The 17,400-nt window shown below is 72.3% G+C and carries 21 protein-coding genes; 11 read left to right on the forward strand and 10 right to left on the reverse strand.

The window, feature by feature from the left end; translation table 11 throughout:
- Positions 1–2 precede the first annotated feature (2 nt).
- Entirely contained in the window at positions 3–875 is an 873-nt protein-coding gene (locus ACYVOO_RS16250; RefSeq protein ID WP_461016351.1) for a ketopantoate reductase family protein, read from the reverse strand.
- A gap of 98 nt (positions 876–973) precedes the next feature.
- Here ACYVOO_RS16250 and ACYVOO_RS16255 point away from each other — a divergent pair, with 98 nt between their 5' ends.
- Positions 974–1,603 carry a TetR/AcrR family transcriptional regulator gene (locus ACYVOO_RS16255; RefSeq protein ID WP_461016352.1) on the forward strand — a complete coding sequence of 210 codons (630 nt, stop codon included), beginning with the start codon at positions 974–976 and terminating at the stop codon, positions 1,601–1,603.
- 116 nt (positions 1,604–1,719) lie between these two features.
- Here ACYVOO_RS16255 and ACYVOO_RS16260 read toward each other — a convergent pair whose 3' ends face one another.
- The 4 genes from ACYVOO_RS16260 to ACYVOO_RS16275 form a co-directional block, all read right to left on the reverse strand.
- The gene (locus ACYVOO_RS16260; RefSeq protein WP_461016353.1) at positions 1,720–2,334 is read right to left on the reverse strand and encodes a methylated-DNA--[protein]-cysteine S-methyltransferase; all 615 of its coding nucleotides are present in this window, start codon (positions 2,332–2,334) and stop codon (positions 1,720–1,722) included.
- A gap of 142 nt (positions 2,335–2,476) precedes the next feature.
- Positions 2,477–2,812, reverse strand: a complete 336-nt coding sequence (locus ACYVOO_RS16265) for a helix-turn-helix domain-containing protein (RefSeq protein WP_461016354.1) — start codon at positions 2,810–2,812, stop codon at positions 2,477–2,479.
- Positions 2,812–3,105, reverse strand: a complete 294-nt coding sequence (locus tag ACYVOO_RS16270) for a type II toxin-antitoxin system RelE/ParE family toxin (RefSeq protein WP_461016355.1) — start codon at positions 3,103–3,105, stop codon at positions 2,812–2,814. The genes ACYVOO_RS16265 and ACYVOO_RS16270 overlap by 1 nt, the downstream gene beginning before the upstream one ends.
- Positions 3,106–3,301: 196 nt before the next feature.
- A complete protein-coding gene (locus ACYVOO_RS16275; RefSeq protein WP_461016356.1) occupies positions 3,302–4,030 on the reverse strand; it encodes a PH domain-containing protein in 729 nt (242 codons plus the stop codon).
- 110 nt (positions 4,031–4,140) lie between these two features.
- Here ACYVOO_RS16275 and deoC point away from each other — a divergent pair, with 110 nt between their 5' ends.
- The 3 genes from deoC to ACYVOO_RS16290 are packed head-to-tail and all read left to right on the forward strand — an operon-like array spanning position 4,141 to position 7,480.
- Positions 4,141–5,103, forward strand: a complete 963-nt coding sequence (gene deoC / locus ACYVOO_RS16280) for a deoxyribose-phosphate aldolase (protein ID WP_461016433.1) — start codon at positions 4,141–4,143, stop codon at positions 5,101–5,103.
- Between the two features lie 3 nt (positions 5,104–5,106).
- Positions 5,107–6,570 (forward strand): aldehyde dehydrogenase family protein, encoded by a 1,464-nt coding sequence (locus ACYVOO_RS16285; RefSeq protein ID WP_461016357.1) that lies wholly within the window; start codon positions 5,107–5,109, stop codon positions 6,568–6,570.
- Positions 6,563–7,480, forward strand: a complete 918-nt coding sequence (locus tag ACYVOO_RS16290) for an aldehyde dehydrogenase family protein (RefSeq protein WP_461016358.1) — start codon at positions 6,563–6,565, stop codon at positions 7,478–7,480. Before ACYVOO_RS16285 ends, ACYVOO_RS16290 begins: the two co-directional genes overlap by 8 nt.
- Before the next feature lie 37 nt (positions 7,481–7,517).
- On the opposite strand, the gene ACYVOO_RS16295 is transcribed toward ACYVOO_RS16290, so the two are convergent.
- The 3 genes from ACYVOO_RS16295 to ACYVOO_RS16305 form a co-directional block, all read right to left on the reverse strand.
- Complete coding sequence (locus tag ACYVOO_RS16295) at positions 7,518–7,718, reverse strand: hypothetical protein (protein ID WP_461016359.1); 201 nt, start codon at positions 7,716–7,718, stop codon at positions 7,518–7,520.
- Between the two features lie 41 nt (positions 7,719–7,759).
- A complete protein-coding gene (locus ACYVOO_RS16300) occupies positions 7,760–8,659 on the reverse strand; it encodes an alpha/beta fold hydrolase (protein WP_461016360.1) in 900 nt (299 codons plus the stop codon).
- Positions 8,660–8,802: 143 nt separating this feature from the next.
- Positions 8,803–9,483 (reverse strand): winged helix-turn-helix transcriptional regulator, encoded by a 681-nt coding sequence (locus ACYVOO_RS16305; protein WP_461016361.1) that lies wholly within the window; start codon positions 9,481–9,483, stop codon positions 8,803–8,805.
- Between the two features lie 116 nt (positions 9,484–9,599).
- Between ACYVOO_RS16305 and ACYVOO_RS16310 the strand changes: the two genes are divergently transcribed.
- Complete coding sequence (locus ACYVOO_RS16310) at positions 9,600–10,811, forward strand: pyridoxal phosphate-dependent aminotransferase (RefSeq protein WP_461016362.1); 1,212 nt, start codon at positions 9,600–9,602, stop codon at positions 10,809–10,811.
- Between the two features lie 147 nt (positions 10,812–10,958).
- On the forward strand, positions 10,959–11,549 hold the full coding sequence (locus tag ACYVOO_RS16315) for a uridine kinase (RefSeq protein ID WP_461016434.1): 591 nt from the start codon (positions 10,959–10,961) through the stop codon (positions 11,547–11,549).
- A 170-nt stretch (positions 11,550–11,719) separates the two neighbouring features.
- On the opposite strand, the gene ACYVOO_RS16320 is transcribed toward ACYVOO_RS16315, so the two are convergent.
- Positions 11,720–12,475: a SigE family RNA polymerase sigma factor gene (locus ACYVOO_RS16320; RefSeq protein WP_461016363.1), complete on the reverse strand. Its 756-nt coding sequence runs from the start codon at positions 12,473–12,475 to the stop codon at positions 11,720–11,722.
- Between the two features lie 252 nt (positions 12,476–12,727).
- Between ACYVOO_RS16320 and afsQ1 the strand changes: the two genes are divergently transcribed.
- The 5 genes from afsQ1 (at position 12,728) to ACYVOO_RS16345 (ending at position 16,709) form a co-directional block, all read left to right on the forward strand.
- Positions 12,728–13,405 (forward strand): two-component system response regulator AfsQ1, encoded by a 678-nt coding sequence (gene afsQ1 / locus ACYVOO_RS16325; RefSeq protein ID WP_453347893.1) that lies wholly within the window; start codon positions 12,728–12,730, stop codon positions 13,403–13,405.
- The gene (locus ACYVOO_RS16330) at positions 13,402–15,009 is read left to right on the forward strand and encodes an ATP-binding protein (protein ID WP_461016364.1); all 1,608 of its coding nucleotides are present in this window, start codon (positions 13,402–13,404) and stop codon (positions 15,007–15,009) included. Before afsQ1 ends, ACYVOO_RS16330 begins: the two co-directional genes overlap by 4 nt.
- Complete coding sequence (locus ACYVOO_RS16335; protein ID WP_461016365.1) at positions 15,006–15,674, forward strand: hypothetical protein; 669 nt, start codon at positions 15,006–15,008, stop codon at positions 15,672–15,674. The genes ACYVOO_RS16330 and ACYVOO_RS16335 overlap by 4 nt, the downstream gene beginning before the upstream one ends.
- A gap of 126 nt (positions 15,675–15,800) precedes the next feature.
- On the forward strand, positions 15,801–16,430 hold the full coding sequence (locus ACYVOO_RS16340; protein WP_461016366.1) for a VanZ family protein: 630 nt from the start codon (positions 15,801–15,803) through the stop codon (positions 16,428–16,430).
- An 81-nt stretch (positions 16,431–16,511) separates the two neighbouring features.
- A complete protein-coding gene (locus ACYVOO_RS16345; protein WP_453347890.1) occupies positions 16,512–16,709 on the forward strand; it encodes a PspC domain-containing protein in 198 nt (65 codons plus the stop codon).
- Positions 16,710–16,885: 176 nt separating this feature from the next.
- Here ACYVOO_RS16345 and ACYVOO_RS16350 read toward each other — a convergent pair whose 3' ends face one another.
- Positions 16,886–17,323: an ATP-binding protein gene (locus ACYVOO_RS16350; protein ID WP_453349338.1), complete on the reverse strand. Its 438-nt coding sequence runs from the start codon at positions 17,321–17,323 to the stop codon at positions 16,886–16,888.
- Positions 17,324–17,400: the final 77 nt, after the last annotated feature.

The following is a 17,400-nucleotide window of genomic DNA, read 5'->3' on the forward strand; positions in this document are numbered from 1 at the left end:
GCTCAGCGATCTCCCGCGGGGGCACGGAGCTGTCCGGCCAGCCGATCGAGTTCGGCCGCCGTGGCGGGCGAGAGGTCGCTGAGTCCGCTGTGCACGGCCGTCGGGCTCTTCAGGAAGCGCCGGAGCACGGCCACGAGGAGCCCCTGCGGCAGGGTCCGCAGCGCGGCGAACGCGCGAGGTACCGGCGGCGTCTCCAGCGCGGCGAGGTTCTGCCGTATGCGGTGGAGCATGCCGCGGACCGCGTCCGGGTCGGCGGCCAGCTCCACCGGGCCGCCCGCCAGGTGCGCCGCCTGCCCGAGCGGGGCCGTGAACGCGGCGTGCGTCCTGAGCCAGGCGTCCATCCGCGGCTCGGCCCTGGCGTTGAACCCGGCGCTACGGAACGTCTCCACGATCCGCTCCAGCCGCGGGGTGGTGCGGCCTTCGGGCTCGCCGACCGGCATCGCGACCCGGCGTGTCACGAGGTTGCTCTTGCGGTAGCGGACCACGTCGCCGTCCATCGTGCCGCCGTTCGCGGGGAAGCCGAGCAGCACCCGCTCGTGGCCGATCACCGCGCCCAGCGGCTGCGCACCGGCCGCCCAGTTGAGGAGGAACAGCACGTCACCTTGGACACCGGCGAGCGATTCCAGCACCGCGTCCACCTGGTGGGTGCGGACGAAGACGGTGATCAGGTCGTACGCGCCGTCCGGATGCTCGACCACCGGTACCGGTACCCGCCTGACGGCTGGGCCGTCTTCCTCGGCAAGCCGCACCCCGTGCCGGCGCAGGGCGGTCAGGCGCTCGCCCCGGGCGAGGAGCGAGACATCGTGACCGGCCTCGTGCATGCGGGCGGCGAACAGGCTGCCGAGCACTCCGGCGCCGTACACGAGCAGCTTCATGTCCGACCTCTTTCACACGGGTTCTTTCGCGTGGACTTTTTCACACGACCGTTTGAATCATACGTTCGTTTTATTCAAACATATATATAGTCCCTCGCGTGGCGAACCCGGACACCCGCACCCAGATCCTCGACGCTGCCGAGCACCTCTTCGCCGAGCACGGATACCGCGGCACCTCGGTCCGCGCGATCACCGGACTCGCCGGAGCGAACCTGGCCGCCGTCGGCTACCACTTCGGCTCGAAGGCGGAGCTGATGGCCGCGGTCGCCCGCCGCGCGATCGAGCCCATCAACGCCGCCCAGTGCGCCGGGCTCGACGCATTGCTCGCCAGGACCCCCGACCCAGCGGTCGGCGAACTGGTGGAGGCATTCGCGGGGCCCCTGTTCGACGGGATGCCGGCGGGCGACGAGGGCGGCGCCCGGAGATCCCGGCTGATCATGACGATCCTCAGCGACCCGGCCGACGAGGCACGCGGCTGGACAGGACCGGCCGAGGACACGGTCCGCGAGCGCTACCTCGCGGCCTTCGCACGCGCACTGCCCGGCCTTTCCCCGGACGAGCTGCGGTTCCGGATGCGGGGGATCCTCGCCGTGACGGCCGTCGACCGCCTTGAGGCCCACCAGCGGCCCTCCCCCGGCTGCGCGTCCCCCGTAGCGGGCGAGGCGGCCCGGCGCTGGGCGATCACATTCCTGACGGCAGCGATGACCGCACCACCGACCCGGACCTGACGGCCCGGGCCGCCGTCGGCGGTTCACCGACTGCTGCCGCGCTCACCGGCGGAACGGTCTCGGGTGCGATGCTCCGGTGGCGGGGGGGCACGGTCGCCCTCGCGGAAACGGAACCGTCAGAAGGCCAGCATCTGCTGCTCCGTCGCGCCCGTCGCACCCCTCGCGCCCGCCGCCCCGGACGGCAGCGCGCCCTCGTGCCGCAGCAGCGCCCGCTTGCGCTCCAGACCGCCGCCGTAACCGGTGAGGCTGCCGTCGGCTCCGACCACGCGGTGGCAGGGCAGGATCACGCCGATCGGGTTCTTGCCGTTGGCGAGGCCCACCGCGCGGGAGGCCGACGGGCTGCCGATGTGCGCGGCGAGTTCGCCGTAGGTCCAGGTGCGGCCGTACGGGATCTCGGCCAGCGCGGCCCAGACCCGCTGCTGGAAGGCGGTGCCCTCGGGCCTCAGCGGAAGGCCGAACGTCTCGCGCTCCCCCGCGAAGAACTCCCCCAACTGCCGCTCCGTCTCGGCCAGCACGGGCTCGTCACAGGACCGCACACGCTCGCCGAAGGAGCTGTCGTCCGGCCGGTGCCGCTGGTCGACCATGTACAGCCCGACGAGATGCCCGTCCGCCGCGACCAGCGTGAGGGGGTCATAGGGACTGTCGACGACGGCGTGCACCCTCGCCGTCCCGCCCCGTACGCCGTCCCGCCGTGGATTCGCCCGCGCTTGCGCTGTCCGCTGTGCCTGCATACGTCGAGCGTGACCGCGCGCGGAGCACGGCGCTGGCGGATTCGCGACATGGTCACCCGGCACCCGGGCGAGGCGCCGGGGCGGCCCCGCCCGCCCTGGGCCCCTCGCTCCGGGAGAGCGGGCTCCTGGGACTCTTCGGCCGTCACGAGGCGGCCCCGATCACGCGCCCCTCGTACTCAAGAGCCAGCGTCACCTTCGCACCGAGCGCGGCGGCGTAGGTGCACATGGTCTCCAGCTGGTGGATCTCGCCGCGCTCGACCTGCGACACCCGCGCCTGCGAGATGCCCAGGGACGCCGCTACCTGCGCTTGTGTCAGCCCCTGCTCCTCGCGCAGCTCTCGCAGGTGGTGTCCCAGCACATACGCTTCCGTCGCGAGCCGCGCCGCCTGCTTGCGGGACTCCCACTCCGTCTCGGACACCGGTGCGGAGCGCTCACGCATCCGCCCCTTCACCTCGTCCCAACTGCTGTGCTCGCTCATCAGCCCTCCTCCGACTCGGCCCTACGACGGGCGCGATACGCCTCGTAACGCACTTCGGCGAGCGGGATCGCCTCGTCGTACCAGCGGCTCCAGCGCCCGGCCTTGTCCCCACTGACCAAGAGGATCGCCTCCCGCTCCGGATCAAAGACAAAGAGAATTCGGACTTCCGTGCTCCCCGAACTCGCCGGGCGCAGCTCCTTGAGGTTGTGGAGACGACTTCCGTGAACCCGGTCCGCTAAGGGCCGCCCCAGGACAGGGCCCGCACGGGCGAGCAGGTCAATCGCCTCTTCCACCAGATCCGCGCCGTGTGGATCCTCCTCAAGCCAGGTTGAGCAGCCACTTCTCAACCGATGGATGAACCGTGATCTCCCAAATCATGCCCCGCACTTCAGCATAAGGAGCCCGCGAGTAAAAGGAAACGCTTATACCGCCACTCCAAAGGGTTAAGCGCCCACCCGAAGCGCCCACCCCCACCGCGTCAGCGGACCGTCACCCCATGCCCAGCAGCACCGCCAGTGCCACAGCACCCACCAGCGCCGGGGCGAGGATCTCGTAGGCCCAGCGGACCGTGACCCTGCCCTGGGCGGGGGCGGATTCGGCGTGGCGTTCGGCCAGGGCGCGGAGTTCGTCGATGGCCTGGTCGGAGGGGGCGCGGCGCTCGGAGGTGTCGTGGATCTGGGACGTCTGGGCGCCGGGCCCGAAGAGGCCGAAGCCGCGCGAGGGCGGGCGGCCAGCGGCGACGTTCTCGTTGTGGCGGGCCGCCTTCTTGCGGGCGCGCAGGGAGACCGGGATCGCCCAGAGCTGGTACTTCCCGCCGTCCGCCAGCACCTCGCTGGAGTACCCGGAGCGCACCGACTCCACCGCGCCCCACGGCACGGTGACGGTGCGGAAGGGGTTGCGCACCCGCATCCGCTCGTCCCCCGCGTACACCGCGGGCCGCAGCGTGAACGCGATCACCAGCGGGGCCATCAGCAGGAGCGCCGCGAGGGCGACCCAGGGGGTGCGGCCCGAGCCGTTGAGCACCCCGTCCACCCCGAGCCACACGCCCAGCGCGAGCAGCAGCGCGCCCCCGGCCATCCCGGCCGGTGAGCGGTAGCAGCGGTCCTCGTACTTCACGGGCCCGCCCGCACTCACGGGTCCCCCCTCGGGCGCGGACTCGGACGCAGGTTCAGGCTCGGATGCGGACTCGCGCTCGGGCGGCCGGGACTCGCTCGTCATAGGGCCGATTCTGCCGGAACGTCCGCATGGCGGACGTTGCGGTCCGGCATCGATCCGTTTCCGGGGCACACGCACGACGCTACGCGTGTAGATATGCTGCCCTGGTGACCATGCCTACTGCTCCCGCACTGGCGGACGTGACCTCGTCCGACGCGGCGTTGCGCCGCTATCTCCACGGCCTGCCCGGCGTCGACGCGGTCGGCCTCGAGGCCCGCGCCGCGACCCTCGGCACGCGCTCGGTGAAGACGTCGGCCAAGGCGTACGCCATCGACCTGGCCATCTCGATGATCGACCTGACCACCCTGGAGGGCGCCGACACCCCCGGCAAGGTGCGCGCGCTCTGTGCCAAGGGCGTGCGTCCCGACCCCACCGACCGCACCGTGCCCCGCGTCGCCGCGATCTGCGTGTACCCGGACATGGTGGCCACCGCGAAGGAGGCGCTGGAGGGCAGCGGCATCCATGTCGCGTCCGTGGCCACAGCCTTCCCCGCCGGGCGCGCCTCCGTGCCCGTCAAGCTCGCCGACACCAGGGACGCCGTCGCCGCCGGCGCGGACGAGGTCGACATGGTGATCGACCGGGGCGCGTTCCTCGCCGGCCGCTATATGCAGGTCTTCGAGGAGATCACCGCCGTCAAGGACGCCTGCCGTCGCGCCGACGGCGGCGAGGCAGCGCACCTGAAGGTGATCTTCGAGAACGGCGAGCTGTCGACGTACGACAACATCCGCCGCGCCTCCTGGCTGGCGATGCTCGCGGGCGCGGACTTCATCAAGACGTCGACGGGCAAGGTCGCGGTGAACGCGACGCCGCCCAACACGCTGCTGATGCTGGAGGCCGTACGGGACTTCCACGCGGCGACGGGCACCCGGGTGGGCGTGAAGCCCGCCGGAGGCATCCGGACGTCGAAGGACGCGATCAAGTACCTGGTGATGGTGAACGAGACGCTGGACGACGCCTGGCTGGACCCGGCGCTGTTCCGCTTCGGCGCCTCCAGCCTCCTCAACGACCTGCTGATGCAGCGCCAGAAGCTGAGCACCGGCCGCTACTCCGGCCCCGACTACGTGACGGTGGACTGACCCATGGCAGCTTTCGAGTACGCGCCGGCCCCGGAGTCCCGCGCGGTCGTCGACATCGCCCCGAGCTACGGCCTCTTCATCGACGGCGAGTTCACGGAGGGCACGAGCACGGGCACCGGCTCGGGCACGGGCACGGGCGACGGTCTGCGCAAGACCGTCTCGCCCGCCACCGAGGAGGTGCTGTCCGAGTACACGCAGGCCAATGCCGAGGACGTCGACCGCGCGGTGAAGGCGGCCCGCAAGGCGTTCGGGACGTGGTCGGCGCTGCCGGGCGCCGAGCGCGCGAAGTACCTGTTCCGCATCGCCCGCATCATCCAGGAGCGCTCGCGCGAGCTGGCGGTCCTGGAGACGCTGGACAACGGCAAGCCGATCCGCGAGACGCGCGACGGCGACCTCCCGCTCGTCGCGGCCCACTTCTTCTACTACGCGGGCTGGGCCGACAAACTGGCCTACGCGGGCTACGGCCCAGAGCCCAGGCCGCTGGGCGTCGCGGGCCAGGTCATCCCGTGGAACTTCCCCCTCCTGATGCTGGCCTGGAAGATCGCCCCGGCGCTGGCCACCGGCAACACCGTGGTGCTCAAGCCCGCCGAGACGACGCCGCTCTCCGCCCTCTTCTTCGCGGACATCTGCCGTCAGGCGGGGCTGCCCAGGGGCGTCGTCAACATCGTCACGGGCGACGGCGCGACGGGCGCGGCGCTCGTCGGGCACCCGGACATCGACAAGATCGCGTTCACGGGCTCGACGGCCGTCGGCAAGGAGATCGCCCGTACGGCGGCGGGCACCAGGAAGAAGGTCACCCTCGAACTGGGCGGCAAGGGCGCCAACATCGTCTTCGACGACGCACCCATCGACCAGGCCGTCGAGGGCATCGTCAACGGCATCTTCTTCAACCAGGGCCAGGTCTGCTGCGCCGGTTCGCGGCTGCTGGTGCAGGAGTCGGTGCAGGAGGAGCTGCTGGACGCGCTCAAGCGGCGGCTGTCGACGCTGCGCGTCGGCGACCCGCTCGACAAGAACACCGACGTCGGCGCCATCAACTCCGCCGAGCAGCTCGCCCGGATCAGCGAGCTGGCCGACTCCGGCGAGACGGAGGGCGCGGAGCGCTGGTCGGCGCCGTGCGAACTGCCCTCCAGCGGCTACTGGTTCGCGCCGACGCTGTTCACGGGCGTCACCCAGGCGCACCGGATCGCGCGCGAGGAGATCTTCGGCCCCGTGCTGTCCGTCCTCACCTTCCGCACCCCGGACGAGGCCGTGGCCAAGGCCAACAACACCCCGTACGGCCTGTCCGCCGGCGTGTGGACGGAGAAGGGCTCGCGGATGCTCAAGATGGCGCGGGAGCTGCGGGCCGGGGTCGTCTGGTCCAACACGTTCAACAAGTTCGATCCGGCCTCCCCCTTCGGCGGCTACAAGGAGTCGGGTTCGGGCCGCGAGGGCGGCCGTCACGGTCTGGAGGGCTACCTCGATGTCTGAGCGAAAGTCTGAGCGCAAATCTGAGCGCGCGTCCGAGCGCGCTGAGCGACTGCCGGTCTTCAAGACCTACAAGCTGTACGTCGGGGGCAAGTTCCCCCGGTCCGAGAGCGGGCGGGTGTACGAGGTGACCGACTCCAAGGGCACATGGCTGGCCAACGCGCCGCTGTCCTCCCGCAAGGACGCGCGGGACGCGGTGTCGGCGGCCCGCAAGGCGTTCGGCGGCTGGTCGGGCGCGACGGCCTACAACCGCGGCCAGGTCCTCTACCGCGTCGCGGAGATGCTGGAGGGCCGCCGCGAGCAGTTCACGGCGGAGGTCGCGGCGGCCGAGGGCCTGTCTCGGGCCAGGGCGGCGGCCCAGGTGGACGCGGCCGTCGACCGCTGGGTCTGGTACGCGGGCTGGTCGGACAAGGTCGCGCAGATCGCCGGGTCAGCCAACCCCGTCGCTGGCCCCTACTTCAACCTCTCCTCGCCCGAGCCCACGGGCGTGGTCGCGGTGCTGGCCCCCCAGGAGTCCTCGTTCCTGGGTCTGGTCTCGGTGCTGGCCCCGGTCGTCGTCACCGGCAACACGGCGGTCGTCGTCGCGTCCGAGGACCGTCCCCTCCCGGCGCTCGCGCTGGCCGAGGTGCTGGCCACCTCCGACGTGCCGGGCGGGGTGGTGAACGTCCTCGCGGGCCGTACGCGCGAGCTGGCGGCCCCGCTCGCGGCGCACCAAGACGTCAACGCGATCGACCTCGCGGGCGCGGCGGGAGACGCGGAGCTGGCGACGGAGCTGGAGGTGGCGGCGGCCGACAACCTGAAGCGGGTCGTACGGCCCGGCGACGGCGCCGCCGACTGGAGCGCGGACCCCGGCACGGAGCGGCTGCTCGCGTTCCTGGAGACGAAGACGGTCTGGCACCCCGTGGGGGCCTGAGCGTCGCGCCCGTCACGGCTGGGCCCCGGCCCCGGTCTCAGCCGTGACGGGCGCCCTGCTGGTGCGTGCCCGGCGTGTGCCCGAAGGTGCGCCGGAAGACGTCGATGAACGCGCTCGCCGCCTCCCTGCTGTCCTCGGTGGCTGTGCCTGCCGGTGCTGCGCGCGGGTGCGCGTGCGCTGGAGCGGCGGCGGGCCGACGGAACGGGTACGGCGACGGTGGCGGTACCGGTATCGGCACCGGTACCGGTACCGAAGTCCCGTCCGCCGAAGAACCGCTCGTCAGCGGCCGTCGTCCCCGAAGAACTCCGTAAGACGCTCGTCGAGCCGGGCGTGGGCGGGCGCGTGCAGCGGGAGCGCGTGGTGCGAGACGCCGGGCAGCGTCTCCACGACGGCCCCGGGCACCGCGCGCCGCGCCCCCGCCGCCACCCGCCGCACGTCGTGCGCGCGGCTATCCCCCGCGAGCAGCACCAGCAGCGGCGCCGTCAGCCCGCGCAGCCGTGCGGCGGAGGGACGCGGGCCCGTGACGGGGCGCGCCGAGGGGAAGTCGGAGGTGCCCCGCGCGTACAGCTCCAGCCAGTCGGGGTCCAGCGCGGCGCCGCCCGTCTCCCAGCCGACGAGGCCGCGCGCACGCGCCGCTGTCGGACGCAGCAGCAGCGGCAGCGCGCGCAGCAGATAGCGCGGCGAGAAGGACGCGAAGCACTGGGTGGGGTCGAGGAGCGCGAGGCGGCGTACGCGTCCGGTGGCGTGCAGCGCGTAGGTGAGCGCGATCCAGGCGCCGTAGGAGTGCCCGCACAGGTCCGCCTGGACCGCCTGGCCGCCCTCGCCCCCGTCCCCGCCGGGCACGAAGTGGTCCAGCACCCCGTCCAGCCAGGCCATCAGGTCCCCGACGCCCGTGAGCCGCTGGCCAGGGGCGAGCGTGCTGCGTCCCGGGTCGCCGACGAGGTCGACGGCGCAGACGCGGTGCGTACGGCTGAGCGCTGCCGCGTTCGCCGCCCAGACGGTGGAGGTGGCGCCGCCCCCGTGCAGCAGGACGAGGGGGCGCGCCTCGCGCGGGCCGAGGACGTTGACGCGGGTGGTGCCGTACAGCGAGGGAACCTCGACGGTCTCGGTCCCGGCGGGCCACCGGCGCAGCACGGCGTCGTAGGCGTCGAAGTACGCGGGCGGTGCGACGGCGGTCATGCTTCTCCTCGCGCGAAGAGCACGGTGACTCGTGGGGCGAGCCACCCGGTGCCGCGACAATAACCGCGCGCACGACGCCACTTCCCCCGTTTCCGGACCCGGGACGACGGCCGTACGCGAGGCGCCCGAACCGGAACCCCTCCCTACGCCTCTCCCCGAAGCGCCCGCGCCAGCGCCCCCTCCCCGCGCACCCTGACCGTGCCGTCCTTCGCCCCGGCCTCCACCGTCAGCGAACCCTCGGCCAGCCCCACGCACGCGTCCACGTCCAGCTCGATCCGCGCGTCGGCGGCGGGCTCGGCGGGACCCTCCCCGTACACGGCACCCGCGCCCCCGCCCGCATCCCCGCCCGCGCCGAGCCGCAGATGGAACGTGCCTTCTTCCAGCCGGACGTCGACGGTGCCGACGGCATGCGCCCCCGCAGCCCCCGCAGCCCGCTCCAGCGCGCGCAGCAGCGGCAGCGCGAACCAGTGCGCGCGCAGCGCGTCGGTGTCGTGGCGCTCGGCCAGCTCGGGCGCGCCGAACGCGGCCAGCGCGGTGAGGACGGGCAGCAGCCCGCGCCCCTTGTCCGTCAGCTCGTAGACGTGCGCGGCGCCGGGCCGCGACAGCCGCCTGCGCTCGGCGAGCCCGTCGCGCTCCATGTCCTTGAGCCGGGTGGCCAGCATGTCCGTGCTGACGCCCGGCAGATCGGTGTGCAGGTCGGTGTAGCGGCGGGGCCCGGCCAGCAGTTCCCGGACGATCAGCAGGGTCCACCGGTCCCCGGCGAGGTCGAGGGCGCGGGCGATGGCGCAGAACTGGTCGTAGCTGCGGTGCGTTCGGCGTGGCATACGACGCAGTCTAAGCAATAAGTTGGACTTTCCAAGTGGCCACTTGGTAGAACCAAGCAAGCGGGGGCCGCGCGACGGCCACGCGGACACGGCGGGGACGAGAGGAAGGCCCACCCATGGAGTTCCGGCAGTCGAGCAAGCTCAGCGAGGTCTGTTACGAGATCCGCGGCCCGGTCATCGAGCAGGCCGACGCCCTGGAGGAGGCGGGCCACAGCGTCCTGCGGCTCAACACGGGCAACCCGGCGCTCTTCGGCTTCGAGGCGCCGGAGGAGATCCTCCAGGACGTCATCCGGATGCTGCCCCAGGCCCATGGCTACACCGAGTCGCGCGGCATCCTCCCGGCCCGCCGCGCCGTAGCCCAGCACTACCAGGAGCGCGGCCTGCCCGACACCGGTGTGGACGACGTCTACCTCGGCAACGGCGTCTCCGAACTCGTCTCCATGGCCGTGCACGCGCTCGTCGACGACGGCGACGAAGTCCTGATTCCCGCACCCGACTTCCCCCTGTGGACGGCCGTGACGACGATGGCGGGCGGCAAGGCCGTCCACTACATGTGCGACGAGTCCTCCGACTGGTACCCGGATCTGACGGACATGGCCGCCAAGATCACCGACCGCACCCGCGCCGTCGTGATCATCAACCCCAACAACCCCACGGGCGCCGTCTACCCGCGCGAGATCCTCGAAGGCATCCTCGACCTCGCCCGCCGCCACCATCTGATGGTCTTCGCCGACGAGATCTACGACAAGATCCTCTACGACGGCACCGTCCACCACCACGCCGCGGCCCTCGCGCCCGACCTCGTCTGCCTGACCTTCAGCGGCCTGTCCAAGGCGTACCGCGTGGCCGGGTTCCGCTCCGGCTGGCTCGTCGTCTCGGGCCCCAAGCAGCACGCGAAGAACTATCTGGAGGGCCTGGGCACGCTGGCCTCCATGCGGCTGTGCCCCAACGCCCCCGCGCAGTACGCCATCCAGGCCGCGCTCGGCGGACGCCAGTCCATCCAGGACCTCGTCCTCCCCGGCGGCAGGCTCCACGAGCAACGCGACCGCGCCTGGGAACGGCTCAACGACATCCCGGGCGTCTCCTGCGTGAAGCCCAAGGGCGCGCTCTACGCCTTCCCGCGCCTGGACCCCAAGGTCCACAAGATCCACGACGACGAGCGCTTCGTACTGGACCTGCTGCTGCGCGAGAAGATCCAGGTCGTCCAGGGCACCGGCTTCGCCTGGCCCACGCCCGACCACTTCCGCATCCTCACCCTCCCCTACGCGGACGACCTGGACGCCGCCATCAGCCGCATCGGCCGCTTCCTAGACGGCTACCGCCAGTGACCGCGCGGACGGGACACGTAGCACCCCGTCCCGAGGGGGTTCACGGCTCGGAACCATGACCGACAATGGTTCCTCGTGACCAGCACCCACCACACCGGCACCGCCCACGCCCCCGCCTCCGCCGGGCCCCGCCGCGCCCCCCGCGTCATCCTGCTGACCGGGCCCTCAGGGTCGGGCAAGTCCCGCCTCTCGGCCCGCACGGGGCTGCCGGTGCTGCGCCTCGACGACTTCTACAAGGAGCACGACGACCCCACCCTCCCCCGGCTCCCCGACGGCGCCGGGACCGACTGGGACTCCCCGCTCTCCTGGGACGCGGAGGCGGCGGTCGCCGCCGTCGTGGAACTGTGCGCGAGCGGCCGTACGACGGCCCCGGTGTACGACATCGCCACCAGCGCCCGCACCGGCGAGGAGGAACTGCGCCTGGACGGCGCGCCCCTGTTCGTCGCCGAGGGCATCTTCGCCGCCGACATAGTGGCCCGCTGCCGCGAACTGGGCGTGCTGGCCGAGGCGATCTGCCTGCGCGGCCGCCCCTCCACCACCTTCCGGCGGCGGCTGCTGCGGGACCTGCGCGAGGGCCGCAAGTCGGTGCCCGTACTGCTGCGCCGCGGCTGGCGGCTGCTGCGCGCCGAGGGCGCGATCGTGGAGCGGCACCGGGCACTGGGAGCGCTGCCGTGCGCGCGGGACGAGGCGATGGCCCGTATCGCCCGGCTCCGGGAGACGGCGCGCCCGCACGCCTGACCCTGTCGCGACGGCGACGTGACACAGCGCGCACACGAAAGAGCGGGCCCAGCCAGACCCCCCGGCCGGCTGGACCCGCTCCCTCTCCCCGTGGATCCCCCGTGATCCCCGTTTCCCCACCCCCCGGTGGTGCTCCCCCGTGTTCCCCCCACGCCCCCCTCGGGCGTCTCTCAGGCGACCAGCTCGCCGAAGGACTCGTCCTGGTCCCGGCCGAAGCTGAGCACCTCGTCGTCGCGCAGCCGGCGCAGCGAGCGCCAGATGCTGCTCTTGACCGTGCCGACGCTGATGTCCAGGATCTCCGCGATCTCCGGGTCCGTGCGGCCCTCGTAGTAGCGGAGGACCAGCATCGTGCGCTGAAGTTCGGGGAGCCGGGCGAGCGCCTGCCAGAGCACGGCGCGCAGTTCGGTACCGCGCATCGCGTCCTGGTCGTGCGGCGTCTCCGGCAGCTCCTCCGTCGGGTACTCGTTCAGCTTGCGGCGGCGCCACGCGCTGATGTGCAGGTTCGTCATCGTCCGGCGCAGATAACCGCCGACGGCCGCCTTGTCGCTGATCCGGTCCCAGGCACGGTACGTGGAGAACAGCGCGCTCTGGAGCAGGTCCTCGGCCTCGAAGCGGTCACCGGTCAGGTGGTAGGCGGTGGCGTACAGGGAGGCGCGGCGCTCGCGTACGTAGGCGGTGAACTCCGCCTCTGAGACGCTCTCGCTCCGCTCCCCCGATTCCTCCCTGTACTCCGCTTCCCCCCTGGTCTCTCCCCTGAGACCCTCCACCGCACCGATGTGCTGTGGACGCTGACGCCCGGTGCCGCGAGCGCACCCCCGCCCGCTCACGGCACCGGACTTCTCCGCGATCCGGCTCGTTGGAACCGCAGGGGTGTGCAGGCGCGTGTGAATAACTGCGCTGGTAGTGGTGCGGTGCAGTGTGTTCATCTTTGCGCCCCCCTCGGAGCCATCCCGGTCGCTTGCTCGATGCGGTAAACCTTGCCGCGCCAGTTTCATCGCGAGGTCCCCCGACTGTCACAGGGGTGTCACAGGCCGGATCTCCCGTGCGCCGTGATCGTTGCGTGATCCGTTACCGCCACTCGTCTCCGTCCCGCCTCGCCCACCACCGCGGCACCCGCCACAGCCCCCTCACAGGCCCGCGGTCGAAGTCCGGGCCGCCCATGGGCCAGAATGGCGCGCGTGCCTTTCCTGTTGCTGATCGAGGACGACGACGCTGTCCGTACGGCCCTGGAGATGGGGTTGACCCGTCAGGGTCATCGCGTGGTGACCGCCGCGTCCGGCGAGGACGGCCTCAAACTGCTGCGCGAGCAGCGGCCGGATCTGATCGTGCTGGACGTGATGCTGCCGGGCATCGACGGCTTCGAGGTGTGCCGCCGCATCCGCCGCACCGACCAGTTGCCGATCATCCTGCTCACCGCGCGCAGCGATGACATCGACGTGGTGGTGGGCCTGGAGTCCGGGGCCGACGACTATGTCGTCAAGCCCGTGCAGGGCCGGGTGCTCGACGCCCGTATCCGCGCGGTGATGCGGCGCGGCGAGCGGGAGTCCAACGACGCGGCGACGTTCGGCAGCCTGGTCATCGACCGCTCGGCGATGACGGTGACCAAGAACGGCGAGGACCTCCAGCTCACTCCCACGGAGCTGCGGCTCCTGCTGGAGCTGAGCAGGCGCCCAGGACAGGCCCTGTCGCGGCAGCAGTTGCTGCGGCTGGTGTGGGAGCACGACTATCTCGGTGACTCGCGGCTCGTCGACGCCTGTGTGCAGCGGCTGCGCGCCAAGGTCGAGGACGTGCCCTCGTCCCCGACCCTGATCCGTACCGTGCGCGGCGTCGGCTACCGGCTGGACACTCCCTCGTGACAGACGCGACGCGGCCGGGCCGGCTGCGCGCGTGGTTCGCGGGGGTACTGCCGACGCTGCGGCTGCGGCTCGTCGTCGTGTTCGCGCTGGTCGCGCTGACGGCCGCCGTCTCGGCCTCGGGCATCGCCTACTGGCTCAACAGGGACGCCGTCCTCACCCGCGCCCAGAACGCCGCGCTCAACGACTTCCGCAAGTCCATGGAGGACAACGCGGGCAGCCTGCCGCGCAAGTTCGACTGCGAGCAGTTGCGCGACGCGGCGCGGAGCATGGCGGGCACCACGCAGAACTACCAGGTCCTCCTCTTCGGCGAGGACGCGCGCGGCGAGCCGTGCGCGGTCGCGTCGGACCGTAGCGCCTTCGCCGTCTCCGACGTGCCGTCCGCGCTGCGCAAGGCCGTCGCCAAGCGCCGCCCCGTGGACGACGGCAACTCCTACCCGTACCACCTCTACTGGCAGCGGATCACGAAGAAGAGCGACGGCGACCCCTACCTCGTCGGCGGCGCGAAGCTCATCGGTGACAGCGACACGGGCACGCCGTCGGGCTACATGCTCAAGTCGCTGGCGCCGGAGCGCGACGACCTCAACTCGCTGGCCTGGTCCCTCGGGATCGCCACCGGGCTCGCGCTGATCGGCGCGATGCTCATCGCGCAGGCCGCCGCCACCACGGTGCTGCGGCCCGTGCGCAGGCTGGCGGACGCGGCGACCCGGCTGGGCGAGGGCAAGCTCGACACCCGGCTGAAGGTGTCGGGCACGGACGAACTGGCCGAGCTGTCGCGCACGTTCAACCAGACCGCCTCATCGCTGGAGCGGCGGGTGGCCGAGCTGAGCGCCCGCGAGGCGTCCAGCCGACGCTTCGTCGCGGACATGTCGCACGAGCTGCGCACCCCGATGACGGCGATCTCGGCGGTGACCGAGGTGCTGGAGGAGGAGCAGGACAACCTCGACCCGATGATCGCGCCCGCCGTCCAGCTGGTGGTCAGCGAGACCCGTCGGCTCAACGACCTGGTGGAGAACCTGATGGAGGTGACCCGGTTTGACGCGGGCACCGCCAAGGTCGTGCTCGACGACGTGGACGTGGCCGACCAGGTGACCGCCTGCATCGACGCGCGGGCCTGGCTGGACGCCGTCGAGCTGGACGCGGACCGGGGCATCATGGTGCGCCTCGACCCCCGCAGGCTCGACGTCATCCTCGCGAACCTGATCGGCAACGCGCTGAAGCACGGGGGTTCGCCGGTGCGGATCTCGGTGCGTACGGAGCCCGACGTGCTGGTGATCGAGGTCGCGGACCGGGGCCCCGGCATCCCCGAAGAGGTGCTGCCGCACGTCTTCGACCGCTTCTACAAGGCCAGCGCCTCCCGCCCCCGCTCCGAGGGCAGCGGACTGGGCCTGTCCATCGCACAGGAGAACGCGCACATCCACGGCGGCTCGATCACCGCGCACAACGCGCCCGAGGGCGGCGCCGTCTTCACCCTCCGCCTCCCCCACGGCGCGAACGCGCTCCCCGAGGACGACGAGGCCCACGGCGACCCGGACGCGGACCCGGGCGACGACACCCCCGGCACGGGCCGGGGCGACGGTGACGGCGACGAAGGGGGCAGCCGATGAGGGGCGACGGGACGACGGGGCGCGCTGCCGGGGCCGCGCGCGCTGCCGGGCCCTTGCGGCTCGTGGCCCTCGCCGCCGGGACCGCGACGGCCGCGCTGCTCCTCGCCGGGTGCGGCATCCGGGCCACGTCCGTGCCCGTGGACGCGGGCGCCGCGCCCTCGCGCGTGGGCTGCGTCATGCCCGTCGACAGGGCGGACGACGACAGCGCGGACGCGGCCAAGGGGAACCCGCAGGTACGGATCTACCTCGTGTGCAGCTCCCGCGTCTCCCACGTCGAGCGCCGCGTGGACCTGCCCGACGGGACCACGGACAAGGACCGGCTCACCGCCGCGCGCACGCTCCTGAACGAGTTGCAGGCCGAGCCGTACCCCGAGGAGCACGCGGCAGGCTTCGAGACGGCCGTGCCGCGCGACCTGGAGGCCGAGGCCCCCAGCGAGGGCGACCCCGACGCGACGCTGCGGCTGAGCACGGCCCCGGACGAGCTGCCCGCCTTCGCGCTCGCGCAGATCGTCTGCACCTACGCGAACACCCCGGCGGGGGACGCCGAGAAGTCGGTGACCCTGGGCGGCCCGGCCAAGGCGGACGAACCGCCGCGCCGCTACGAGTGCGAGACGGCGCTGCGCACGCAGCCGGAGGCGGCCAGAACGGCGGGCACCCGGGTCTGACGCGGGACGCGGTGTGCCGGGATGCGCGACCTGGATCCGGTACGGGGACGAGGGCGCCGCTCCCTCACGGGCCCCCGGCGCACGCGCCCACGGCGCGCCCCGCGCGGCGCACGCGGTGACACGGGCGTGACAGGCGCCACCGGAACCGCGCCCGCCGGTCGTGGCGTCCTCTCCGGCGTGCAGCGTCATGTCAGTGGCGGCGGTACCGCCACTCCCCGTATCCGCGTCGCAGGTCTCGTCCTGCTGACCGCGCATCTGCTGATCGCCGGGTGGCTGACGCTGCGGCCCCTGGCCGTGCCCTGGGTCGCGCCCGGCAACCTGCGGCCCTTCGCCACGATCCGCTCCGACCTCGCCGCCGGACCGCACGCCGCGCTGGAGAGCATCGGCTGCGGGCTGCTGATGTTCGCGCCGCTCGGCGTGCTGCTTCCCCTGGCCGCGGGACGACTGCACCGCGGACTGGCGGGTACCTGTGCCCGTACGGTCTTCGCCGGGGCGATGATCTCGCTGGGGACGGCGCTGCTCCAGACGGGCATCCCCGGCCAGGTCGTGAATGTGGACACGGTACTGCTGAACACCGCGGGGGTGGCCCTGAGCTGCCTGCTGCTCTTCCCGCCGCTGCGGGCCTGGCTGCTGCGCAGGACCGCCGGCGAGGCGCGGCCGAAGGGCCCGCTCACCCGGCGCGGCGGCACGGGCCACGGGGCGCAGGGCGCTCAGGGTTCGACCCCGAGAGCTCCCAGGGTCGGGATCGCCCCGTAGACCGAAGCGCACGAGGCGCCGTGCGGCTTACCGTCGAAGCATCAAGGCATACATACCTCATGAAGCGAAGGAGTCGCCGACATGTCCGCACTTGCCCGCCCTCGTCATGGCCGGATGATCGGCGGTGTGTGCGCCGGACTGGCCCACCGCTTCGGCATGAAGCCCACCACCATGCGGGTGATCTTCCTGCTCTCCTGCCTGCTCCCCGGCCCCCAGTTCCTGCTCTACCTCGCGCTGTGGATCTTCCTCCCGAACGAGGACCAGCGCACCGCCTGGTGACCGGCACCGCCTGGTGACCGGCCAATATGGCGCCCTTACACGCGAGAAAGCGGCGGGCCGACGCTCTACGTCCATGAGCGTCGGCCCGCCGCTGCGCGACGGCCCGGAGGGCGGGGGGCGAGTTCCGGGCCGCGAAAGAAAGGGAAAACCGGGAAACGGCCGGGGGCCGTCCGGTCTCAGCTTCCGAGCGTCGTGTTCACCGGGAGGCCGACGGGCGACTTGCCACCGGTGAGCTTGTCCGTCGGCAGACCGCCCAGACCCTGCTTGGCCAGATCGCCCAGGACCGGGAGGCCGCCGAGCAGCTTCTCCACGACGGGGTCGAGCAGCTTGCCCTCGTCCTTCTTCGCCGTGGCGTCGACGATCTCGCCGACCGCGCCCGGCATGTTCTCGCTCGCGCTGCCCAGGGTGTCCTTGGTGGTCCTGACCGTCCCGTTGTTCCCCGGAACGCTCTCGGTCGCCTCCTCCAGCGGCAGCGCCTGCGCGACCTGATTGGCCGCACCGGCCGCGGCACCCACCGTCTCGGCGGTGTCGGCGGAGGCGACGCCCGAGCCGGTGGCGACGAAGGCGGCACCGAGAGCGGCGACACCGAGGGTCTTCTTGGTTCCCTGCTTCATCTGTAACTACGTCCTTGTGAAGGTGGCTTGAGCAGCCCGGCGAACGTAGCCACAGAGGGAACCGGCGGCAAACACGT

The organism is Streptomyces daliensis (assembly GCF_054782395.1).